17 protein-coding genes are annotated in these 18,873 nt (G+C 66.6%); 10 read left to right on the top strand and 7 right to left on the bottom strand.

The window, feature by feature from the left end:
• Window positions 1–5 precede the first annotated feature (5 nt).
• From ntrX to hflX, 3 genes are all read left to right on the top strand, one after another.
• Window positions 6–1,394: a nitrogen assimilation response regulator NtrX gene (gene ntrX / locus DDE10_RS03255; protein ID WP_114951254.1), complete on the top strand. Its 1,389-nt coding sequence runs from the start codon at window positions 6–8 to the stop codon at window positions 1,392–1,394.
• 77 nt (window positions 1,395–1,471) lie between these two features.
• Window positions 1,472–1,963: an RNA chaperone Hfq gene (gene hfq / locus DDE10_RS03250; protein ID WP_114951711.1), complete on the top strand. Its 492-nt coding sequence runs from the start codon at window positions 1,472–1,474 to the stop codon at window positions 1,961–1,963.
• Complete coding sequence (gene hflX / locus DDE10_RS03245) at window positions 1,960–3,270, top strand: GTPase HflX (protein WP_114951710.1); 1,311 nt, start codon at window positions 1,960–1,962, stop codon at window positions 3,268–3,270. The genes hfq and hflX overlap by 4 nt, the downstream gene beginning before the upstream one ends.
• Window positions 3,271–3,275: 5 nt before the next feature.
• On the opposite strand, the gene DDE10_RS03240 is transcribed toward hflX, so the two are convergent.
• Complete coding sequence (locus DDE10_RS03240) at window positions 3,276–4,346, bottom strand: glycoside hydrolase family 43 protein (protein ID WP_284734414.1); 1,071 nt, start codon at window positions 4,344–4,346, stop codon at window positions 3,276–3,278.
• 2 nt (window positions 4,347–4,348) lie between these two features.
• Window positions 4,349–5,743 (bottom strand): family 43 glycosylhydrolase, encoded by a 1,395-nt coding sequence (locus DDE10_RS03235; protein ID WP_114951253.1) that lies wholly within the window; start codon window positions 5,741–5,743, stop codon window positions 4,349–4,351.
• A 133-nt stretch (window positions 5,744–5,876) separates the two neighbouring features.
• Between DDE10_RS03235 and DDE10_RS03230 the strand changes: the two genes are divergently transcribed.
• The 5 genes from DDE10_RS03230 (at window position 5,877) to DDE10_RS03210 (ending at window position 10,348) form a co-directional block, all read left to right on the top strand.
• Window positions 5,877–6,974 (top strand): ABC transporter ATP-binding protein, encoded by a 1,098-nt coding sequence (locus DDE10_RS03230; protein ID WP_114951252.1) that lies wholly within the window; start codon window positions 5,877–5,879, stop codon window positions 6,972–6,974.
• Window positions 6,971–7,852: a carbohydrate ABC transporter permease gene (locus DDE10_RS03225; protein WP_114951251.1), complete on the top strand. Its 882-nt coding sequence runs from the start codon at window positions 6,971–6,973 to the stop codon at window positions 7,850–7,852. Before DDE10_RS03230 ends, DDE10_RS03225 begins: the two co-directional genes overlap by 4 nt.
• Entirely contained in the window at window positions 7,849–8,685 is an 837-nt protein-coding gene (locus tag DDE10_RS03220) for a carbohydrate ABC transporter permease (protein ID WP_114951250.1), read from the top strand. Before DDE10_RS03225 ends, DDE10_RS03220 begins: the two co-directional genes overlap by 4 nt.
• Window positions 8,682–9,989, top strand: a complete 1,308-nt coding sequence (locus tag DDE10_RS03215) for an ABC transporter substrate-binding protein (protein ID WP_114951249.1) — start codon at window positions 8,682–8,684, stop codon at window positions 9,987–9,989. The genes DDE10_RS03220 and DDE10_RS03215 overlap by 4 nt, the downstream gene beginning before the upstream one ends.
• Before the next feature lie 113 nt (window positions 9,990–10,102).
• Complete coding sequence (locus DDE10_RS03210) at window positions 10,103–10,348, top strand: hypothetical protein (RefSeq protein WP_162806250.1); 246 nt, start codon at window positions 10,103–10,105, stop codon at window positions 10,346–10,348.
• Window positions 10,349–10,451: 103 nt separating this feature from the next.
• Here DDE10_RS03210 and DDE10_RS03205 read toward each other — a convergent pair whose 3' ends face one another.
• Genes DDE10_RS03205 through DDE10_RS03190 form a run of 4 tightly spaced genes read right to left on the bottom strand, consistent with a single transcriptional unit; the run spans window position 10,452 to window position 14,230 of the window.
• On the bottom strand, window positions 10,452–11,747 hold the full coding sequence (locus DDE10_RS03205; RefSeq protein WP_114951247.1) for a glycoside hydrolase family 1 protein: 1,296 nt from the start codon (window positions 11,745–11,747) through the stop codon (window positions 10,452–10,454).
• A 48-nt stretch (window positions 11,748–11,795) separates the two neighbouring features.
• Complete coding sequence (locus DDE10_RS03200) at window positions 11,796–12,716, bottom strand: Gfo/Idh/MocA family protein (RefSeq protein WP_114951246.1); 921 nt, start codon at window positions 12,714–12,716, stop codon at window positions 11,796–11,798.
• A gap of 3 nt (window positions 12,717–12,719) precedes the next feature.
• Window positions 12,720–13,355: a 2-dehydro-3-deoxy-6-phosphogalactonate aldolase gene (locus DDE10_RS03195; RefSeq protein ID WP_114951245.1), complete on the bottom strand. Its 636-nt coding sequence runs from the start codon at window positions 13,353–13,355 to the stop codon at window positions 12,720–12,722.
• Complete coding sequence (locus DDE10_RS03190) at window positions 13,355–14,230, bottom strand: 2-dehydro-3-deoxygalactonokinase (RefSeq protein ID WP_114951244.1); 876 nt, start codon at window positions 14,228–14,230, stop codon at window positions 13,355–13,357. Before DDE10_RS03190 ends, DDE10_RS03195 begins: the two co-directional genes overlap by 1 nt.
• 112 nt (window positions 14,231–14,342) lie before the next feature.
• Between DDE10_RS03190 and dgoD the strand changes: the two genes are divergently transcribed.
• Window positions 14,343–15,482, top strand: coding sequence for a galactonate dehydratase (gene dgoD / locus DDE10_RS03185; protein ID WP_284734413.1), 1,140 nt, complete (start codon window positions 14,343–14,345; stop codon window positions 15,480–15,482).
• Window positions 15,483–15,494: 12 nt separating this feature from the next.
• Here dgoD and DDE10_RS03180 read toward each other — a convergent pair whose 3' ends face one another.
• Window positions 15,495–15,872 (bottom strand): methylglyoxal synthase, encoded by a 378-nt coding sequence (locus tag DDE10_RS03180; RefSeq protein ID WP_114951242.1) that lies wholly within the window; start codon window positions 15,870–15,872, stop codon window positions 15,495–15,497.
• A gap of 157 nt (window positions 15,873–16,029) precedes the next feature.
• Between DDE10_RS03180 and DDE10_RS03175 the strand changes: the two genes are divergently transcribed.
• Complete coding sequence (locus DDE10_RS03175; RefSeq protein ID WP_162806248.1) at window positions 16,030–18,810, top strand: TonB-dependent receptor; 2,781 nt, start codon at window positions 16,030–16,032, stop codon at window positions 18,808–18,810.
• Window positions 18,811–18,873 lie beyond the last annotated feature (63 nt).

The raw sequence follows: 18,873 nt of genomic DNA, 5'->3' as shown, positions 1-18,873 counted from the left end.
GAAACATGGCCTTGGACATTCTCATTGTCGACGACGAGCAGGACATCCGGGATCTCGTCTCGGGCGTGCTCGAGGATGAGGGCTTCACCACCCGCACCGCCGCGGACAGCGACGGGGCGCTCCAGGCGCTCGCGGAACGCCGGCCGTCGCTCGCCTTGCTCGACGTCTGGCTCCAGGGCTCGCGCCTCGACGGGCTGCAATTGCTCGAGGAGATCAAGCGGCGGGATCCGACCCTGCCGGTGCTGATCATCTCCGGTCACGGCAATCTCGACACCGCCGTCGCCGCGATCCGTCAGGGCGCGGTCGACTTCATCGAGAAGCCGTTCGAAGCCGGCTACCTCGTCCATCTCGTCACCCGCGCCACCGAGACCGAGCGCCTGAAGCGCGAGAATGCCGAGCTGCGCCAGGTGGTCGGCAACGAGATGGAGCTCACCGGCGCCAGCGCGGCGATCAACAACGTCCGGGCGACGCTGAAGCGGGTGTCGGCAACCGGGAGCCGGGTGCTCATCTCCGGGCCCGCCGGCGTCGGCAAGGAGGTCGCCGCCCGGCTGCTGCACGAATGGAGCCCGCGCGCGCGCGGCCCCTTCACCGTCGTGACCGCGGCGCGGATGACACCCGAGCGCGTCGAGGAAGAGCTGTTCGGGGTCGAGGAGGGGGGCGAGCTTGCCCGCCCGGGCCTGCTCGAGCAGGCCCATGGCGGCACCCTGTTCCTCGATGAGATTGCCGACATGCCGATGTCGACCCAGGCGAAGATCCTGCGCGTCCTTACCGACCAGAGCTTCACCCGGGTTGGCGGCCAGCGGACGGTCAAGGTGGACATGCGCGTGGTCTCCTCGACGGCGCGCAACCTCGCCGAGGAGATCGCCGCCGGGCGTTTCCGCGAGGATCTCTATTACCGGCTCAACGTCGTGCCGGTGCATCTGCCGGCCTTGTCGGAGCGGCGCGAGGACATACCCGAGCTGGTCGTCCATTTCGCTGCCCGCTACGCCGCCGACCGGCGGGTCTCGACTCCGGACGTCTCGACCGACGCGATGGCGGCGCTGCAGGCCTATGACTGGCCGGGCAATGTCCGCCAGCTGCGCAACGTCATCGAGCGGACCATCATCCTCGCGCCCGGCGAGCGGATCGGCTCGATCGACATCGACATGCTGCCGCCCGAGATATTGAGCGACCAGGCCCAGCTCACCCCCAGCGAGGCGGTGAAGGCGATCATGGGGACGCCGCTTCGCGAGGCGCGCGAGACGTTCGAGCGCGAATATCTGCGGGTCCAGATCCGCCGGTTCTCGGGAAACATTTCCCGCACCGCGAATTTCATCGGGATGGAGCGGTCGGCCCTGCATCGCAAGCTCAAGGCGCTCGGCCTGGGCGACACGCGCGGCGACGGCGGCGAATAGAGCCCGATGGCGCCGGACGATGGCGCGTGATATTGCATCAGCCGATCCGCATCAGCGCGGATCCAGGAGACAAGAATATGGCCGACAAGGTCAACAACCTCCAGGACATGTTTCTCAACACGTTGCGGCGCACGAAGACGCCGGTGACGATGTTCCTCGTCAAGGGCGTCAAGCTTCAGGGGATCATCACCTGGTTCGACAACTTCTCGGTGCTGCTCCGCCGTGACGGTCAGGCGCAGCTCATCTACAAGCACGCCATCTCGACGATCATGCCGGCCCAGCCGGTCGACCTCAGCGACATCCAGGACGCCTTCACCGAGCAATTGGAGAAGAAGAAGCCGACCCTGCTCCAGGAGGTCTTCCTCTCGGCCGTCCGCCGTGCCGAGGAGCCAGTGACGATGTTCCTGGTCAATGGCGTCATGCTGCAAGGCGAGATCGCTGCCTTCGATCTGTTCTGCATGTTGCTCGAGCGGGACGGCCTGTGTCAGCTGGTCTACAAGCATGCGATCTCGACGGTGCAGCCAGAGCGGCCGGTCAATCTGGCCGAAGCGCAGGAGCCGAGCGACTGAGCCCGTTCGATTCCGAGACGATCGGTGAATATGCCCGCGGCGCCCGTGCGGTCGTCGCGCTGCCCGATCTCGGCTCCGACGGCCGCCGCGACGTCGAGGCCCGCCTCGACGAGGCGGCCGGCCTTGCCGAGGCCATCGGCGTCGAGGTGTCCGACAAGCTCCACTTCCGCATCCGCCAGGCTCGTCCGGCAACTTTGTTCGGGCCGGGTCAGGTCGAGCGGATCGCCGACGCACTTCGCCAGAACGAGGCGGAATTGCTCATCGTCGACGGGGCGATCACGCCGATCCAGCAGAAGAATCTCGAGGACCGGACCAAGGCAAAGGTAATCGACCGCACCGGCCTCATCCTCGAGATTTTCGGCGAGCGGGCGGCGACGGCGGAGGGGCGCCTCCAGGTCGAGCTCGCCCATCTCGATTATCAGGCAGGACGGCTGGTCCGATCCTGGACCCACCTCGAGCGCCAGCGCGGCGGCTTCGGCTTCCTCGGCGGCCCTGGCGAGACCCAGATCGAGGCCGACCGGCGGCTGATCCGCGATCGCATGGCCAAGCTCAGGCGCGAGCTCGAGCAAGTGTCGCGCACCCGCTCACTCCATCGCGCCCGCCGCCAGCGCGCGCCCTGGCCGGTCGTCGCCCTGGTCGGCTATACCAATGCCGGCAAGTCGACCCTGTTCAACCGGCTGACCCGTGCCGACGTGCTCGCCGAGAACCTGCTGTTCGCCACGCTCGATCCGACGATGCGCGAGATCGGGCTGCCCGGGCTCGACAAGGCGATCCTCTCCGACACGGTCGGCTTCATTTCCGAGTTGCCCACGCAGCTCGTCGCTGCCTTCCGCGCGACCCTGGAGGAGGTGGTTTCGGCCGACCTCATCGTCCATGTCCGTGACATCTCGCATCCCGACAGCGACGCCCAGCGCCAGGATGTGGAGCGCGTTCTGGAGGAGATCGGCGCCTCGCCCGAGGCCGGGTCGGCGATGATCGAGGCGTGGAACAAGATCGACGTCCTCGGCGTCGAGGATGCCGCGGCAGTCCGCGCCGAAGCCGCGCGGCGCGAGGACGTGGTCGTGCTCTCGGCGCTGACCGGCGAGGGCGTCGACGATTTCCTTCAAGGCATTGTCGCCCATCTGCGCAAGGGCGCCGTGGTCCGCGACGTGACCTTGTCCTCGTCCGATGGCGAGGGCCTCGCCTGGCTTCACGCCAATGGCGAGGTGCTCGACCGGCGCGACGAGGGCATGGAGACGCATCTCACGGTCCGCCTCGGTGCTGCGGACTGGGCCCGTTTCGACGCGCGATTGGCCGAGCGCGCCTGAGCCGCTCAACGCGCCGGCGCCGGCCTTTCCCCGTCAGAAGGGACATCGTCCTCGATCCGAGGCCAGCCGTCCCGCCAGACGATCCGGTCGATCAGCATGACGCGGCGCGTGTTGATCTCGTCGTTCGCGCTTGCCTGGGGGCGACGGGCGTCCACGGCATGATAGAGGATCCAGTGGTTTCCGCCGGCGTCCTCGGCGACGCTGTTGTGGCCGGGTGCGACCCAGCGTCCCTGCGCGGCGAGGATGACGCTGCTGGCCCTTCCGTCGGCCGCCTCCAGCGTCTCGAACGGTCCGGTGGCGCTTCGCGAGCGGGCCACCATCAGCGCATAATGGGCGTTCGGTCCGCAGCAATTGTCGCCGGAATAGAAGAGATAATGATAGTCGCCGTGGCGGGTCACCCAGGCCCCCTCGATCAGGCGCTGGTAATTGGCGGGATCCTCGGTCGGAACGACCCTGAGGAGGTCGATCGGGCGGCTTCCGGGCGCGAACGAAATGCGGTCGGGCGCCAGCTCCTGGACCTTGATGGGGCCAAAGCCGGAGCCCCAGTAGAGCAGGCGCCTCTCGGTCGCCGAATCGTCATAGGCCATCGGATCGATGTTGACGAAGCCGTCGCCGCATTGGAGCGGCGCGCCGGCGTCGGTAAACGGACCCTCCGGGCGCGTCGAGGTGGCGACGGCGAGGCACAGGCCGCGCGAAGGATCGTCGAGCGCCGCGTCGGGCTTGGCCGAATAATAGAGATAGAAGGTGCCGTCATGTTCGGCGACGTGCGGCGCCCAGAAATCCTGGGTGCGGGTCGCCCAGTCCGGCTTCGCCGGCAGCGCGTCGCCCAGCCTTTCCCAAGCGACGAGGTCCCGGGAACGCGCCACCTGGATATTGAGCATCCGCCCGTCATGCCTGCCTTGGGTGGCGTAGACGTAATAATGGCCGTCGCTCGCGCGCAGCACCGCGGGATCGGGAAAATCGCTGTCGATGACGGGGTTGCGATAGGTTCCGGCCGCCGCCGTCTCCCCTGGCGGCGCCGTCGCGCATGCGGGGACCATCAGGATCAGGAGCAGGGTGGCGAAGCGATGGATCATGCTCACTCCACCCTTGCCCCCTCCGGGCCGAACCGGAGCGGCGCGGTGAGCAGGGCCCGGAAGGCGTTATAGCCGCCGGTGCCAGGGAAGAAGGCGTGGAAGAAGAGTTGGGGACTGCCGTCGATCCCGGGCGCGACCGAGGCGTGGCCGGGCGCCCACCAGGCCGGCGTCGAGCGGAGCAGCGGCTCCGGCTGCTTCACATAGGGGCCGAGCGGATGATCGGCGACCGCGACGCCGATGCCGTAGGCCGGGGTGCCGAAATCGTTGCCGGCGTAGAAGATCCAGTAGCGGCCCTGCTGGAAGGTTACCCAGGGTCCCTCGATGAGATGGCCCTCCCAGTCGAGGTCGTTGACGAGCACCACCTTGTCCTCGCCGATGAGGTCGCCGGTCTCCGACAGGCGCTGCGCGTGGATCGGGGTGCTCATCGCATCGACGATCATCGCCGCCTCGGGAAGCTCGGACAAAACCGCCTTCACGTGGCGCCAGGAATCGAGCACCGCCTCGATCAGCGGCTGCATGAGGAAGAAGCGCTCCATCGGCCGCCGTCCGTTCGCCCAGGGCTGGATGGCGGCGGCGAAGGCCGCGGTTCGCCGATCGGCCTCCTGTGCGAACAGGCGCTCGATCAGCTGCGGATGATGGCGCAGCAGGCCGGCGAGCGGGCGCGGCCACACGCCGTTCGTGTCGCGCTTCCAGAACAGATAGCGGTCGCCGTCGGCGTCGATGAAGATGTGCGAGTCGATGACGCCGCCGCTCAGCACCGGCTGGGTCGGATCGTCGGGCAGGCCGGTCGTGTTGAAGGCGTAGCCGCTGACCAGCGGGCTGCCACGATCGCGCCAGGGCCCGAGGGGGCTGTCGCTCTTCGCAAGCCCGATGGCGAGGGCGTTCGACCGCTGGCGGGCGGTATAGACCAGCCAATATTCGTCGCCGACCTTCGCCATTTCCGGCGCCCAGAAATCGCCGACCTTGCGCCCGTGCGCGGTCCAGTCGGGGGCATGCCCATCCGGGAAGACGAACCCCTCGTGGTTCCATGTCTTGAGGTCGTGCGACCGCAGGATCGGAAAGGCGTCCGGAGCATCGTTCGACGTGGCGACGAGGATATAACCCTCATCCGTCTTGAGCACGGCGGGATCGCCATAGCCCGCCGTCGTGAGGGGGCTCAGATTCTCGACGATGAGCGGCCGCCAGTCGGGTTCGGGGCCTTCCAGGGCGGCCGGACCGTTGTGGACATGGGGCGTGCGCGTGCCGAAATCGCGCGCCAGCTCGCTGAAGAAGAGGGTGTAATCCTGATGCTCGCCGCCGGGGATGCGGTAGCTTTTCTCGGCTACACCCAGGCGCACGGTGAGGCGGGTGCCGGGTCCTTCCGCCGCGGCATCGATCTCGAAGGGCTGATTCGTCATCACGCCTGGTTAGCGCGGCCGCCCCACCTCGGTGAAGGCTTTTATAATACAAATCGCCAAGCCTGCCGGCAGGCGGCATTGACGCGGAACGCGCCATCGGCGAAAGGATCAATAAATAAGATAAAAGGGCAGGATGCTCAGTCTCGAGCTCGACCGGATCCGCAAGGCTTATGGTGACACGCTCGTCCTCGACGACGTGTCCCTGGGCATGGACGCGCGCGAATTCATCGCCTTCCTCGGGCCGTCCGGCAGCGGCAAATCGACCTTGCTGCGCATCATCGCCGGGCTCGAGACCGCGGATTCCGGCGAGGTCCGGCTGGATGGGCAGCGGATCGACCATCTCCATCCGGGCGACCGCAACGTCGCGATGGTCTTCCAGCATTACGCTCTCTACCCGCACATGACGGTGCGAGAGAACATGGCCTTCGGGCTTCGCAATGCCCGCGTTCCGAAGGGGGAGATCGACGAGCGCATCGCCCAGGCGGCGAAGGTGCTCGAGATCGAAGATCAGCTCGACAAGAAGCCCGGTCAGATGTCGGGCGGCCAGCGTCAGCGCGTTGCCATCGGTCGCGCCATCGTCAAGCAGCCGAGGCTGTTCCTGCTCGACGAGCCGCTCTCCAACCTCGATGCCGCCCTGCGCACCCGCACGCGCGTCGAGCTGGCCCAACTGCGCCAGCGCGTCGACGCCGGCGTCATCATGGTCACGCACGACCAGGCGGAGGCGATGACCCTGGCCGATCGCATCGTCATCATGAACGATCGCCGGATCCAGCAGATCGGCGCGCCGATGGAGATCTACACGCGCCCGGCCAACGCCTTCGTCGCCGGCTTCGTCGGCTCCCCCGCAATGACCCTGGTCAAGGCGGCGCTGGAGCCGGGGGAGGGGCCGTTCGCGCGGGTTCGTCTCGGCGACGGTGCGCAGGTGGAGACCCGCGTCTCTCGGGCCGGCCTTCCCGTCGACGGCCCGCTCCGGCTCGGTCTGCGGCCCGAAAGTGTCCGTCCCGCGGCCGCCGGCACCGGCACGACCGAGGCGGAAGTACTCCTGGTCGAACGGCTCGGCGACCGCACCCTCGTCTATGCGAGGCTTGCGAATGGCGAGGAGGTCACGGCCCAGGACGAGGGCAATAGCCGCATCCGCATGGGCGATCGAATCGGACTCGCCGTCGACGGCAAGGCCGCTCACCTGTTCGACGCCGACGGCACCGGCCATCACGCCGAGGCGGCGGCGTGACCCGGTCACGGGGGAAGGCCGGCCATCTTTCCGGTTACGCCTTCGCCGGACCCTTCCTCCTCCTCTACGCGACGATCCTCGTCTACCCGCTGCTGCTCGGCATCTGGCTGAGCTTCCAGCGCGCCGACCTGTTCGGCGCGCGGACCTGGGTAGGGTTCGACAATTATGCGCGGCTGCTCACCGATCCCACCTTCCACCAGTCGGTCCTGAACACGTTCGTCCTGGCGCTGCTCATCGTCCCGCCGCTGACCGTGATCGCTTTGCTTCTGGCGCTGGCGCTCAATCGCGCAACTCGCACGGCAGCCGTCTTCCGGGGGATCTTCTTTTCCTCCTCTGTCCTGTCGGTGACCATCGTCACCTTGATCTGGCGGTTCATATTGACGCCCGACGCGGGTCTCGTCGCCGAGATCAGCCAGGTGCTGGGACGCGAGCCCTTGCCCTTCCTCAGCCATCCCGATCTCACCATTCCCTCGCTCGCGATCACCACCATCTGGTGGTCGCTGGGCTTCCCGATCATGCTCTTCCTCGCCGGCCTGCAGCAGGTGCCGCCCGACATCTACGAAGCGGCGGCGCTCGACCGTTCCAGCCGCTGGTCGACCTTCTGGCGGATCACGCTGCCCTCGCTCCGACGAACGCTGGTCCTCGTCATCATGCTTCAGACCGCGGCGCAGCTGCAGCTCTTCGGCCAGGCCCAGCTGCTCACGGCGGGGGGGCCGAGCGGCGCGTCGCGGACGATGGTGCTGTTCATCTACGAAGTCGTCTTCGGCCGCTGGGATCTCGGGTACGGCGCGGCCGCCGCCGAGATCCTGTTCCTGCTCGTCCTCGGCATCACGCTCGCTCAATATTGGGCGATCACGCGGCGTGAGGCGGAAAGATGAGCGCGGCCGTTTCCCGCAATCGCCTTCCCATCGCCGCCACCGCCGGATTGCTGCTCGGCGCCGCGATCATGGTGACGCCCCTGGTCTGGACTTTGCTCTTGTCGTTCAAGAGCAATGCGGAGCTGATGCGCGACAGCGCCACCGCTTTCTCGGCGCCCTATACCCTGGAGAATTACCGGTCGATCCTGGTCGGCTCCTCGGTCAGCCGCTGGCTGCTCAACAGCCTGATCGTGTCGCTCGGAACGACCGCCGGCGTGCTGATCCTGTGCTCGCTTGCCGGCTACGCCTTCGCCCGGCTCGACTTCCCATTCCGGCGCACCCTGTTCGTCTTCGTCCTGCTCGGTCTCGCCGTGCCCGAGCAGGCTGTGATCCTGCCGCGCCATCAATTCTTCGCGTTGCTCGGTCTTCACAACAGCTATCCCGGACTCATCCTGCCCGGGCTGGTGGCGCCGTTCGGTGTCTTCTTCATGACCCAATATTTCCGGGCGATACCGCGCGACCTCGACGAGGCGGCGATGCTCGACGGCGCGTCCCGCTTCACGCTGTTCTGGAAGGTCCTGCTGCCGCTCACCATCCCGGCCCAGGCGACGCTCGGCGTGTTCACCTTCCTCGGCTCCTGGAACGATTATTGGTGGCCGCTCATCTCGGCGACGACGAGCGACCGCTTCACTCTGACGGTCGGCCTTGCCTCGGCGCAGATGAACTATGCGCAGACGAGCGGCCTCGGTTTCCTGATGGCCCAGGCGGTGTTCGCCTCGATCCCGATCCTGATCGTCTACATCATCTTTCAGAAGCAGATCGTGCGCGCCATGGCGGGAACGGCGGTACGGTGAGCCGGCTCGTCTCGCTCCTCCTCGCGGTCGTCGCGCTCGCCGGCTGCGGCCGCGCAGACGATCGCACCGAGATCGTCGTGCAGCGCTTCTTCGGCGAATGCGGCGCTGTCTATGGGCAGAGCACCGACGTCGCCGCCGCCGACGGCGAATGCGGGACCCTTACGACGATCATCAACCGGTTCCAGGCCGAGAATCCCGATATCCGCGTCAGGCTCAACGTCGTCGCCTGGCCGGGTTACCCGCAGCTTTCGGCGCAGATCGCCGCCGGCGATCCGCCCGATCTGGTCACGATGCACCAGTCGGTCATTTCCGATTATCAGGGGAGGGGGCTGCTCGAGCCGATGGGCGGTCTGCTCCGCGGGGCCGGGATCGGCCCCGAGACCTTCACCGAGGCGGGCCGCCGCGGCGTCGTCAAGGGGGGCCGGGTCTACGGCATGCCGTGGGACACGATCGGGCGCCTCTTCCACATCAATACCGGCCTGATGGCGCAGGCGGGCCTGATGAGAGACGGACAGCCGGTGCTTCCGAATTCCCCGGAAGAGATGCTCGATCACGCCCGCCGCTTTCGCGCGGCGACCGGAAACCCCTATCTCATCCAGGCGCAGGTCAACGCACCCGACACCCACGTCGGCAATCTCTATACCTATCTGCTCGCCCAGGGCGCCGTCATTTTCCCCGACGCGCGGCACATCCGTCTGCGCACGCCCGAAGCGCGGCGCATCGTCGAACTGTTCCGGACCCTCAATGCGGAGCGGCTGAGCACGACCAACCAGGATTTCCCGGGGGCGACGGCAGCGTTCATCAACGGCCAGGGCGGCATCTTCCCAACCGGGACCTGGATGATCGGTCCCTACGAAGCCGAGGCGGGAACGCCGGGCCAGCCGCTCTACCGCAGCTACGCGGTACGGCCCTTTCCCCGCCTCTGGGGCAGCGAGGCCGCGTTCGTCGACGGCCATGCCTGGGTGATGCCGCGGCGCGAGCGCAGTCGGACCGAGCGGGCGGCCGTCGGTCGCTTCCTGCGCTTCCTCGCCGATCACAATTTCGACTGGACCCGTACCGGCCATCTTCCCTCCTTCGCGGCGGTGCTCGATCGGCCCGATTTCCGGGCCTTGCCCCACCGCGCGGAGATCGCCGAGATGGCTGGGACGGGCCAGCAGCTGCCCGATTATGTGCAGCGCCAGTCGGCCATCCAGGGCCTGATCGGCGAGGAGCTCGAGGCGGCGGTGAGCGGCATCAAGCCGGTCGACCAGGCGCTCGCGGATGCGGAGCGGCGGGTCAACGAGCTGCTGGCGCAGATGATCTGACGCGCGTTTTGGGAGAGATTCAGCCGAGAGAAACCTAATCCATCTATAGTGAGAGCAATGCCGGCGGGGGCCGGCGCTTGGATTGGCCCTTTTTGTAACCCGGGGGGGTTATGATGACGAGATTGATCAAGGATTATGTCGAGATCGGCGACCATGCGTCGCTTGATTCGGTTATCGAGCAGCTTACCCGCATCAGGGACAGCCTGCCGGCCTCGGCCGAGGCGGAAATCCGGATGCGCGGCGACGACGTGTTCGGCCGTCACCTCTGCGTGGCCTTCATGAGGCCGCTGACCGCCGAGGAGGCGGCGTGCGAGGGGCGTTATGCCGGGGTCGGCGAGGAAGAGCGCCAGGCCGCCTGATCGGCGGATCTTCTCCTGTATTCTGGCCTTCACTGCCGGGAGGGTGGCCGCGCCATCCTTCCGGCTCGACGTGGCTAGAGCGCATCAGTGTCGGGCGGACCAGTCACGCTTCCGGCTGGTTGGTGTCGTCCCGAACGAAGAGCTTGAGCCGTCCTATCGCTTCGCGCCTTTGCTCGCGGGCCTGTTCGCCTTGGGCGCGCGACGGCGGCACGACCGGGACGATCAGGCAATGGCTCGATGCCGGCAGCAGGTTGCGCCAGTCTGCGATCAGCTTCTTGTAGGCCTTGCCGACGGCACGGATGTTGCGGTCGAGGTCGAAAAGACCGAGCGGGTTGACGTTGCCGTTCTGCTCGCGAAGCGCGGTGTCCCAGTCGACCTGATCGGTGAGCGAATACCAGGTGAAGCCGACGGTGGGGATGCCGATGTTCCGCACGCGCAGCACGTTCGCCCATTCCTTCCACAGCCACTGGACCGCTTCCTGGCCGGTGGGACCTTCGCGCATGTTCGTTTCGGTATGCATCACCGGAAGGAGATAGCGCTCATAATATTGTCGGGTGATCTCGGAATAGCCGAACACCTCGCCCGAAGCGGTCGTGTGGCCGTCGGCGAACACCCGATGCTCGTTTGTCCAGTAATAGTCGTTGCCGAGGATGCAGTGCTGCTTCAGCCGATGCGTCAGGAACCAGTTATACTCCTCCTTGGTCATGCCGTTGGCGAGCAGGTATTCGTACATGTCGCTGTCCACGCGGCGACCATAATTCAGGTCGAGCGAGAGGAAGCGCCACTGGTTGAGATGCTCGGCGAGTCCGATCGCCGAGGGGCTGTCGGCGTGGAAATATTCCGACGATTCGCTCTGGATGAAAATCGCGTCCGGCCGGCGCTTCAGTATCTCGATCATGGCCATGACGTTGGCCTTCACCACGTGCTTGAGCGCGGTGACGAAAGTGCGGTCGGTCGTGCCCTGCTCGTTCCACCAGCCATATTTTCCGGAGAAGACCGAGCAGATGAACATCTCGTTCACCGGCGTGTAGAGCTGGATCCACGGATAGCGTTCCGCGAACGCGCCCGCATAGAGCGCGAACAATTGAGGGAAATCCGGATTCTGGAAGTCGCCGATCCAGTCCGGAACTCCGAAATGGCACAGGTCCACGATCGGGATGATGTCGCGTGCCTTGAGGTCGGCCAGAGTCAGGTCGGCGAAGTCCCAGTCGTAGCGTCCCGGGCCGCGATAGGTACGATGGAGCGGTGGGCCGTAGCGCAGGAACTGGATGCCGATCTCCTCGACGCAGTCGAAGTCCAGGCGCCAGTGGCGATAATGGCCGCACACCTCCATCTGATCGACCCGGGTGCGGCCGTTGTTGATCGTCGGGATGCTGTTCTCGATCCCGGTCGCGAACATGAAGTTGACGATGGTCCCTCTCCTGGGTTCGGCGGCTCGGCCGTCCGGCTATAGAAAGGCCTCGGTGGCCTCGCGTTCCGCGACGAGGAAGGCATCGGCGACAATTCGCAAGGGCTCGCGGTCGACTTCGCTGCGCCCAGCCCGGATGAGTGCGGCGAAGCTGGCATAGATGGACGGATATTCGCCGTTGGAGCCGACCGGCTTTTCAGCGCCATCGACGAACAACCGCGCGCCGCCGTCGCGCAGCTCCACGATCGGGCCCGGTGCAGTCTCCACCCGGATCGTCCATTGCTCGCCGTCGGCAAAGCGCCAGTCCAACTCCGCCTCGAGCCGCTCGCCGACGAACGCGAGCCGGGCAGCGATCGGCGCCTGCTTGTTCGCCGGCACGAGGAGATGAGCCGAACGGACGAAGAGCGGCATGGGCAAGATTCGCGTCGCGATCGAAAGCGCGTTTATGCCGGGATCGAACACGCCGAAGCCGCCGGCCTCCCAGATCCATTCCTGACCCGGGTGCCATTTGCGCACATCTTCCAGCCAGGAGATGGAAATTCTCGAGACCTTGCGCCCGGAAAGGATCTCGGCCGCTGCCGGAACTGCCGCCGCATGCTGGGAATGCCAGCCGGCATAAAGCGTGCGTCCGCATTCCCGCGCCACCCGTTCGAGATGCTCGATTTCTCCCAGCGTCGCCGCCGGCGGCTTTTCCAGCAGGACATGCAGGCCGGCCTTGAGAGCGTCGCGGGCGATGGCGTGGCGCGCGGTCGGCGGCGTGCAGATCGCGACCGCGTCGAGGCCGCCGGCCATGGCGGCGAAGAGCTCGGCGGGATTTTCGAACCAGGGAATTCCGAGCTCGGGATCGCCGGCGCGGGTCGCGACCGCCGCCAGCTCGAAATCGGGGTCGGCGGCGATCGAGGGCAAATGCTGGTCGCGGGCGATCTTGCCGAAGCCGACGACGCCGATCCGGTACGCCATGGCTCAGACCTCGCCGCGCAGCGCGGCGACGAAGGCTGCGGCCTGCTTCTCGACTTGGCCAGCAGTCTGGCCGGGGCGGTACAGCGCGCCGCCGAGGCCGAAGCCGTCGGCGCCCGCCGCCAAATAGTCCGCCATCTTCTCAGGGGTGACGCCGCCAACCACGACCAGCGGCACCGCCTTCGGCAGCACTGCCCGCTGCGCCTTCACCACCGCAGGCGCCGCCGCTTCCGCCGGGAACAGTTTGAGCAGATGAGCGCCCGCCTTGAGCGCAGTGAAGGCTTCGGACGGGGTGAAATAGCCAGGCGAGGACACCAGTCCGGCGGCGACCGTGGTGCGGATCACGTCCACATCGGTGCTCGGCGAGACGATGATCTCGCCGCCGGCGTCCGCGACACGGCTTACGTCCTCGGCTTTCAGAACCGTGCCCGCGCCGATCAGTGCCTCTTTGCCGAAGCGGCGGGCGAGCCGCTCGATGCTGACCAGGGGTTCGGGCGAGTTGAGCGGCACCTCCACGATTCGGACCCCGGCTCCGACCAGGGCCTCGCCGATCGCCTCGCATTCGTGAGGCGTGACTCCGCGGATGATGGCGATCAGCGGGCATTGAAAGAAGGCGGCACGAAACTTATCGGGGGCGGACATCAGATCAGCTCCTTCAGCGCATGGATGCCGGCGAGAAAGGCCTCGGCGCCGTCCACCCGAATCGAGTCCAGTCCGGCTTCGGCCAAAGCGGCGGCATAGAGCGCCGCGAGGTCAGGGCGACCGACCAGCGCAACGGGCCCGCCGCGGGCGAGGGCGAGGCCGGCGCGGACGTCGCTGCCGATGAGCAGGCCGCTCGCGAAGGAGGCGGCGGATCCCTGCGACTCGCCGAGGAGATAGCGCGCCCTTATGCCGAACAGGGTGGCGAGGAGGTCGGCGCCGGCGAGACCCTGGCGCGCGCCATCGCGGAAGCCGGCGTCTGCCGCCACCTCGCCCTTGAGCTGCTCGGAAAGGATGCTGTGCTTGCTGAGCAGGCTGAACATCTCGCCCGTCATCATCGTCCTGAACGCCTCCAGGCGGCCGCCGCGGAGGAGAATCCATTTGGCGTGCGTGCCGGGATGGCAGACGAGGATATCGGCGGGGAGCAGGCCGGCGGCATGGGCGCCCAGGATCTGGACCTCCTCGCCGCGCATCACGTCGGCGCCGGCCGCTCCGGACTGGCAGACGCCGGGGACGATCGCCGTCCGTTCCGGCTCCACCCAGAGCAACGCCTCGGCCAGCTGGTCGAGGCCGGCGGGGCAGGGGACATAGGGTGCCTCCCGCCAACCCCGGTTCGATCCGACCATGCCCGCCAGCAGCATCGGCCGGTCGCCCAGTCTTTCGCGGATATCCTCGGCAGCCGCGGCAAAGCCTTCGCGCGGCACCGCCAGCAGACCCTTTTCGTCCGCGAAGCGTTCAGTCACTCGGCCGGAATCGTCGACGGCGTAGGCGCGCCGGTTCGTCGTTCCCCAGTCCACTGCAATATAATCGCCGCGCAAGATGCTCGTCTCCTGCCTGCCTTGGTCGGCCCGACCTCCATACAGGTCCAGTCCGGCCTTGCTAGCGCCAATTTGTAGGATAAAAGGCCGTTCAGTTCCCGGAGTGCAAGAATTGACGAAGATCGCACGAATCGAAACCTTCCTGGTTCCGCCCCGCTGGCTGTTCGTCCGCGTCGAAGCCGATGACGGGACGTTCGGATGGGGCGAGGCGAGCCTCGAAGGCCATGCCGAGGCCGTGGCGGGTGCATTCGAGGCCTTCCGCGACCGGTTCATCGGCGCCGATCCGATGCGCATCGAGGACATCTGGCAGGTCGCCTATCGCGGCGGATTCTATCGCGGTGGCCCCGTGCTCATGTCGGCGCTGGCCGGTCTGGACCAGGCCCTGTGGGACTTGAAGGGGAGGACTTACGGGCTGCCGGCCTGGCAGATGCTCGGCGGCCGCGTGCGCGACCGCATCCGGGCCTATGCCTGGATCGGCGGAGATCGCCCCGACGACATCGCGGCGGCGGCCAAGGCACGGCGCGAGCAGGGCTTCTCCGCCGTGAAGATGAACGCGACCGCGGAGATCGATTATCTCGTCGCCCCCAAGCTGAACGACGTCGAGGAAAGGGTGAAGGCGGCGCAGGCGGAAGGCATGGACGTCGGCCTCGATTTCCACGGCCGCGTCCATCGACCGATGGCCAAGCAGCTGGCGCGGCTCCTCGAGCCGCTGGGACTCCTGTTCATCGAGGAGCCGATCCTCTCCGAAAACCCGGAAGGGCTGCTCCAGCTCGCCAATCTCGTCAGCACGCCGATCGCGGTCGGCGAGCGGCTCTATTCGCGCTGGGACTTCAAGCCGTTCCTGGCGAGCGGCGCGGTCGACATCATCCAACCCGATCTCAGCCATGCCGGCGGCCTCACCGAATGCCGCAAGATCGCGGCGATGGCGGAGTGCTTCGACGTCGCCGTCGCACCGCATTGCCCGCTGGGTCCGCTCGCGCTCGCTGCCTGCCTTCAGCTAGCGGCGACCAGCCCCAACGTGATCATCCAGGAGATGTCGCTGGGCATCCATTATAATGAAGGCCACGATCTCCTGAACTTCGTCGTCGATCCGGCCGTGCTGACCCCCGTGGACGGCCATCTCATGATCCCTTCCGGGCCGGGCCTCGGCGTGGAAATCGACGAGGAAGCCGTTCGCGAAGCGGACCGGACCCGGCATCGCTGGCGCAATCCGGTCTGGCGCCACGCCGACGGCAGCTTCGCCGAATGGTGACGGGGCGCGCGGTCAGCCCGCCGCCGCCGTCTTCATGATCGCATCCGCGGTAGCCCGATTGCAGGCGAACGGGATGTCGGCGAGCGTGGCCATGCGGATCAGGGCCTTGACGTCGACGTCGTGCGGGTGCGGCGACAGCGCATCGACGAAGAAGACCAAGGCCTCGATCCGCTCCTCGGCGATCAGCGCGCCGAGCTGCTGATCGCCGCCGAGCGGCCCGCTCTTGAGCAACGTGACGTCGAGCGCGGGGAGGGCGGCGGCGATCCGCCCTCCAGTCGTGCCGGTCGCGTAGATCCGGGTGGCGCCGAGCGCCTCCGCCCAATAGCTCACCCATTCCACCAGATCGTCCTTGCGGTCGTCATGGGCGACGAGCCCGATTGTGCCGTACATCGCCTTCTCCTTCTTGGGCGCGACCCCCGGTGTGGGCCGGAATCCACACCCCTGTATAAATCGTATAAATACCTTGTCAGCCCTGCGACCCCGAACCTATAACGCCGGCATCAAGAGCCGCAGGAACGCGGCCACCGGGAACATGGGAGGTCCCTGCATGCGCCTGAAGAGCCTTGCCCTCAGCACCACGTCGATCGCCGTCCTGGCTTTCTCGGCCACGCCGGTTATGGCGCAGGATCAGCCGACGCCGGGAGGCGCGCAGGATCCTGCGACCACCTCTTCTGCCGCCGCGGCGGAGGAGAGCATCGTCGTCACCGGCCTTCGCCGCTCGCTCGAGTCGGCGCAGAACATCCGGCGCAATTCCGATCAGATCATCGACGCCGTGGTGGCCGAGGATATCGGCAAGCTGCCCGACATCACCGTCTCGGATACGGCGGCGCGCATACCGGGCGTCCAGGTCGAACGCGGCGGCGGCGAGGCAGGGCGCGTGCTCGTGCGCGGCCTCGGGGACACCCTCTATTCGACCACCTATAACGGCCGCGAGATATTCACCGCGGAGCGGCGATCGGTCGCTCTGCAGGACTTCCCCTCCGGTCTTGTTGGCGCAGTCGAGGTGTTCAAGACCTCCACCGCGGATCTGGTCGAGCCCGGTCTGGGCGGACTGGTCAACGTCCGGTCGCGCCGGCCGTTCGATTTCGACGGCTTCGAGATCGCCGGCTCGGTCTGGGGGCTATATTCCCACCAGTCCGACACGATCACCCCGAACGGCAATATTCTCGTCAGCAATCGCTGGGACGTCGGCGACGGCGGCGAGATCGGCGCGCTCGTCGGTTTCTCCTACACCAATATCGAATTCCTCGATTCGACCCGGGCAAACACCGACTTTGTCGCCGGCGGCGGGCCGAACGGCACCCGGTGGCCGGACATCCAGCGCATCACTTACGGAACGGCGGACCGGCGAAGGCCGTCGATGAATGCCGCCATCCAGTACCGGCCGACTCCCGATCTGGAATTCTACGTCGAAGGGCTTTGGCAGGGCTTCCGTAACCGCATCTCCGACCGCGAGACTTCGGTGCCGCTCTGGGGCGGTTCCGGCTTCTCCGACTTCCGCACCCGCGAAGGCCGTCCCGATCTGCTCGAGGCCGGCACCGTCGTCGATCCATTCCGTCCGGACGGCTTCCAGGGCGGCACCTACAACAAGACGGATACCTATCAGTTCGCGGTCGGCGGCAGCTACGACGCCGGGCCGCTGCGCATAGCGGCCGATCTGGCGCGCACCGACAGCACTTTCACCGGCTCCACCGCCAGCGTCGATTTCGCCTTTGCCGAGCGTCAGACCGTCACCTTCGACACCGACGTCGACAGCGAGGTAGGTGGGGCGGAGTTCAGCTTCGAAAATTTCGATCCGAGCAATCCGGCCAACTACGTCTATCGCGGCTTCTACGAGGAGGCGCAGCAATCGCAGGGCGACGACTGGCAGGCGCGGCTGGACTTCGACTACGAGACGGGCCTGTCGTTCCTGCCCCAGATCGACTTCGGCGTCCGCTTCACGGACCGCGACGCCCATCGCGAGTTCGGCAATCGCTACTGGAACTTCGAGGGGGAGCGCCTGCCTTTCTCGGCGGTGCCGCTCGACTACCGGCTGTTCAGGCCGGGCTTCCGGGGCAGCAACGTCCAGCGAGGCTATCGCAATTGGCTCTCGCCCACCTATCGGAGCATCCGCGACAATCTGCTCGAGCTGCGGCGCTTCAACATCGCGCTCGGGCCGACGCAATACGGTGTCGCGAGCGAAGACGCACCCCCCCAGGACCCGCTTGCGACCTGGGACGCGAGCGAGAAGAGCTATGCCGCCTATCTGCAGGCGCGGTACGAATTCTATCTCGGCGACGTCCAGGTCGATGGCAATGTCGGCCTGCGTTATACTCGCTCCGACCTTCGACTCAGCGGAACGCGGCTGGTCTTCGGAGACGATCCCGACGACGGCGGACCGTTGCCGGCACCGAGCGAGCTGGTCGCGACCGACGTCGACCGCGAGTTCGAGGATTGGCTGCCCAATTTTAGTGCCCGTATTCGCTTCACGCCGCAGATCCAGGCGCGGCTCTCCTACACCCAGACCAGGACTCTGCCGCTTTTCACCGATCTTCGCGCCTCCGCGACGATCGATCAGCCGCCCGCTTGCCTCGGTGAAACGCCGGTACCCGAAGGCTGCTTCAGGACCGGGAACGGCGGCAATCCGTTCCTCGAGCGACTGACATCCGACAATTATGATGCTTCGCTCGACTGGTTCTTCTCGCGGGCCGGCTTCGCTTCCTTCACCTTCTTCCACCGCGACCTGTTCGGTTTCGTCGAGAATTCGATCACCGAGGGGGTGTCGCTGACCGGGGAGCCGTTCCGTTTCACGGGGCCGATCAACTCGGGCGCCGGTAACATCACCGGCTTCGAGGCGCAGGTCACGACCTTCTTCGATTTCGCCGGCCTGCCGGACTGGATGAGCAATTTCGGCGTGCAGGCCAATGTCACTCATCTCGATGCCAAGGCCGATTTCACCTACGATCCCGGACTTCCGACCGAGGAGACGGTGAACCGCAGCCTGCTGGACGTGTCCGACTGGACCTACAATCTCATCGGCATGTACGAAGGTCACGGTCTGTCGGTGCGGCTCGCCTATAATTGGCGCAGCGGCTATCTCGACGAATATCAGCGCCGGGGTGACCATCTCTACATCGAGGAAGCGCGGTCGGTCTCACGGCTCGATCTTTCGGGCAGCTATGACGTGTTCGAGAATCTCACCGTGTTTGCCGACTGGACCAACATCCTGGGCGATCCGTTCCAGAACGATCTGACCCGCATCGACCCCGACGGCACCGAGTCGACCTTCCCGCGGATCGTCCGGTACGAGGAGACGACGGTCTCGCTCGGCGTGCGCTTCCGCTTCTGAGCAGGGAAATGGCCGTGATGCGGCGAAGGGCATTGTCCTTCGCCGCATTGCCGCCGACGCTGC

The organism is Sphingosinicella terrae (genome assembly GCF_003347635.1).
Classification (GTDB): Bacteria; Pseudomonadota; Alphaproteobacteria; order Sphingomonadales; family Sphingomonadaceae; genus Allosphingosinicella; species Allosphingosinicella terrae.
This window is presented reverse-complemented; position numbering and strand designations above follow the sequence as displayed.

Excerpts from the sequence above, each read along its gene's own strand:
- ntrX (WP_114951254.1), top strand. The coding sequence starts at position 6 with ATGGCCTTGGACATTCTCATTGTCGACGACGAGCAGGACATCCGGGAT.
- hfq (WP_114951711.1), top strand. The coding sequence starts at position 1,472 with ATGGCCGACAAGGTCAACAACCTCCAGGACATGTTTCTCAACACGTTG.
- DDE10_RS03240 (WP_284734414.1), bottom strand. The coding sequence starts at position 4,346 with ATGATCCATCGCTTCGCCACCCTGCTCCTGATCCTGATGGTCCCCGCA.
- DDE10_RS03235 (WP_114951253.1), bottom strand. The coding sequence starts at position 5,743 with ATGACGAATCAGCCCTTCGAGATCGATGCCGCGGCGGAAGGACCCGGC.
- DDE10_RS03230 (WP_114951252.1), top strand. The coding sequence starts at position 5,877 with ATGCTCAGTCTCGAGCTCGACCGGATCCGCAAGGCTTATGGTGACACG.
- DDE10_RS03220 (WP_114951250.1), top strand. The coding sequence starts at position 7,849 with ATGAGCGCGGCCGTTTCCCGCAATCGCCTTCCCATCGCCGCCACCGCC.
- DDE10_RS03210 (WP_162806250.1), top strand. The coding sequence starts at position 10,103 with ATGACGAGATTGATCAAGGATTATGTCGAGATCGGCGACCATGCGTCG.
- DDE10_RS03205 (WP_114951247.1), bottom strand. The coding sequence starts at position 11,747 with ATGTTCGCGACCGGGATCGAGAACAGCATCCCGACGATCAACAACGGC.
- DDE10_RS03200 (WP_114951246.1), bottom strand. The coding sequence starts at position 12,716 with ATGGCGTACCGGATCGGCGTCGTCGGCTTCGGCAAGATCGCCCGCGAC.
- DDE10_RS03195 (WP_114951245.1), bottom strand. The coding sequence starts at position 13,355 with ATGTCCGCCCCCGATAAGTTTCGTGCCGCCTTCTTTCAATGCCCGCTG.
- DDE10_RS03180 (WP_114951242.1), bottom strand. The coding sequence starts at position 15,872 with ATGTACGGCACAATCGGGCTCGTCGCCCATGACGACCGCAAGGACGAT.
- DDE10_RS03175 (WP_162806248.1), top strand. The coding sequence starts at position 16,030 with ATGCGCCTGAAGAGCCTTGCCCTCAGCACCACGTCGATCGCCGTCCTG.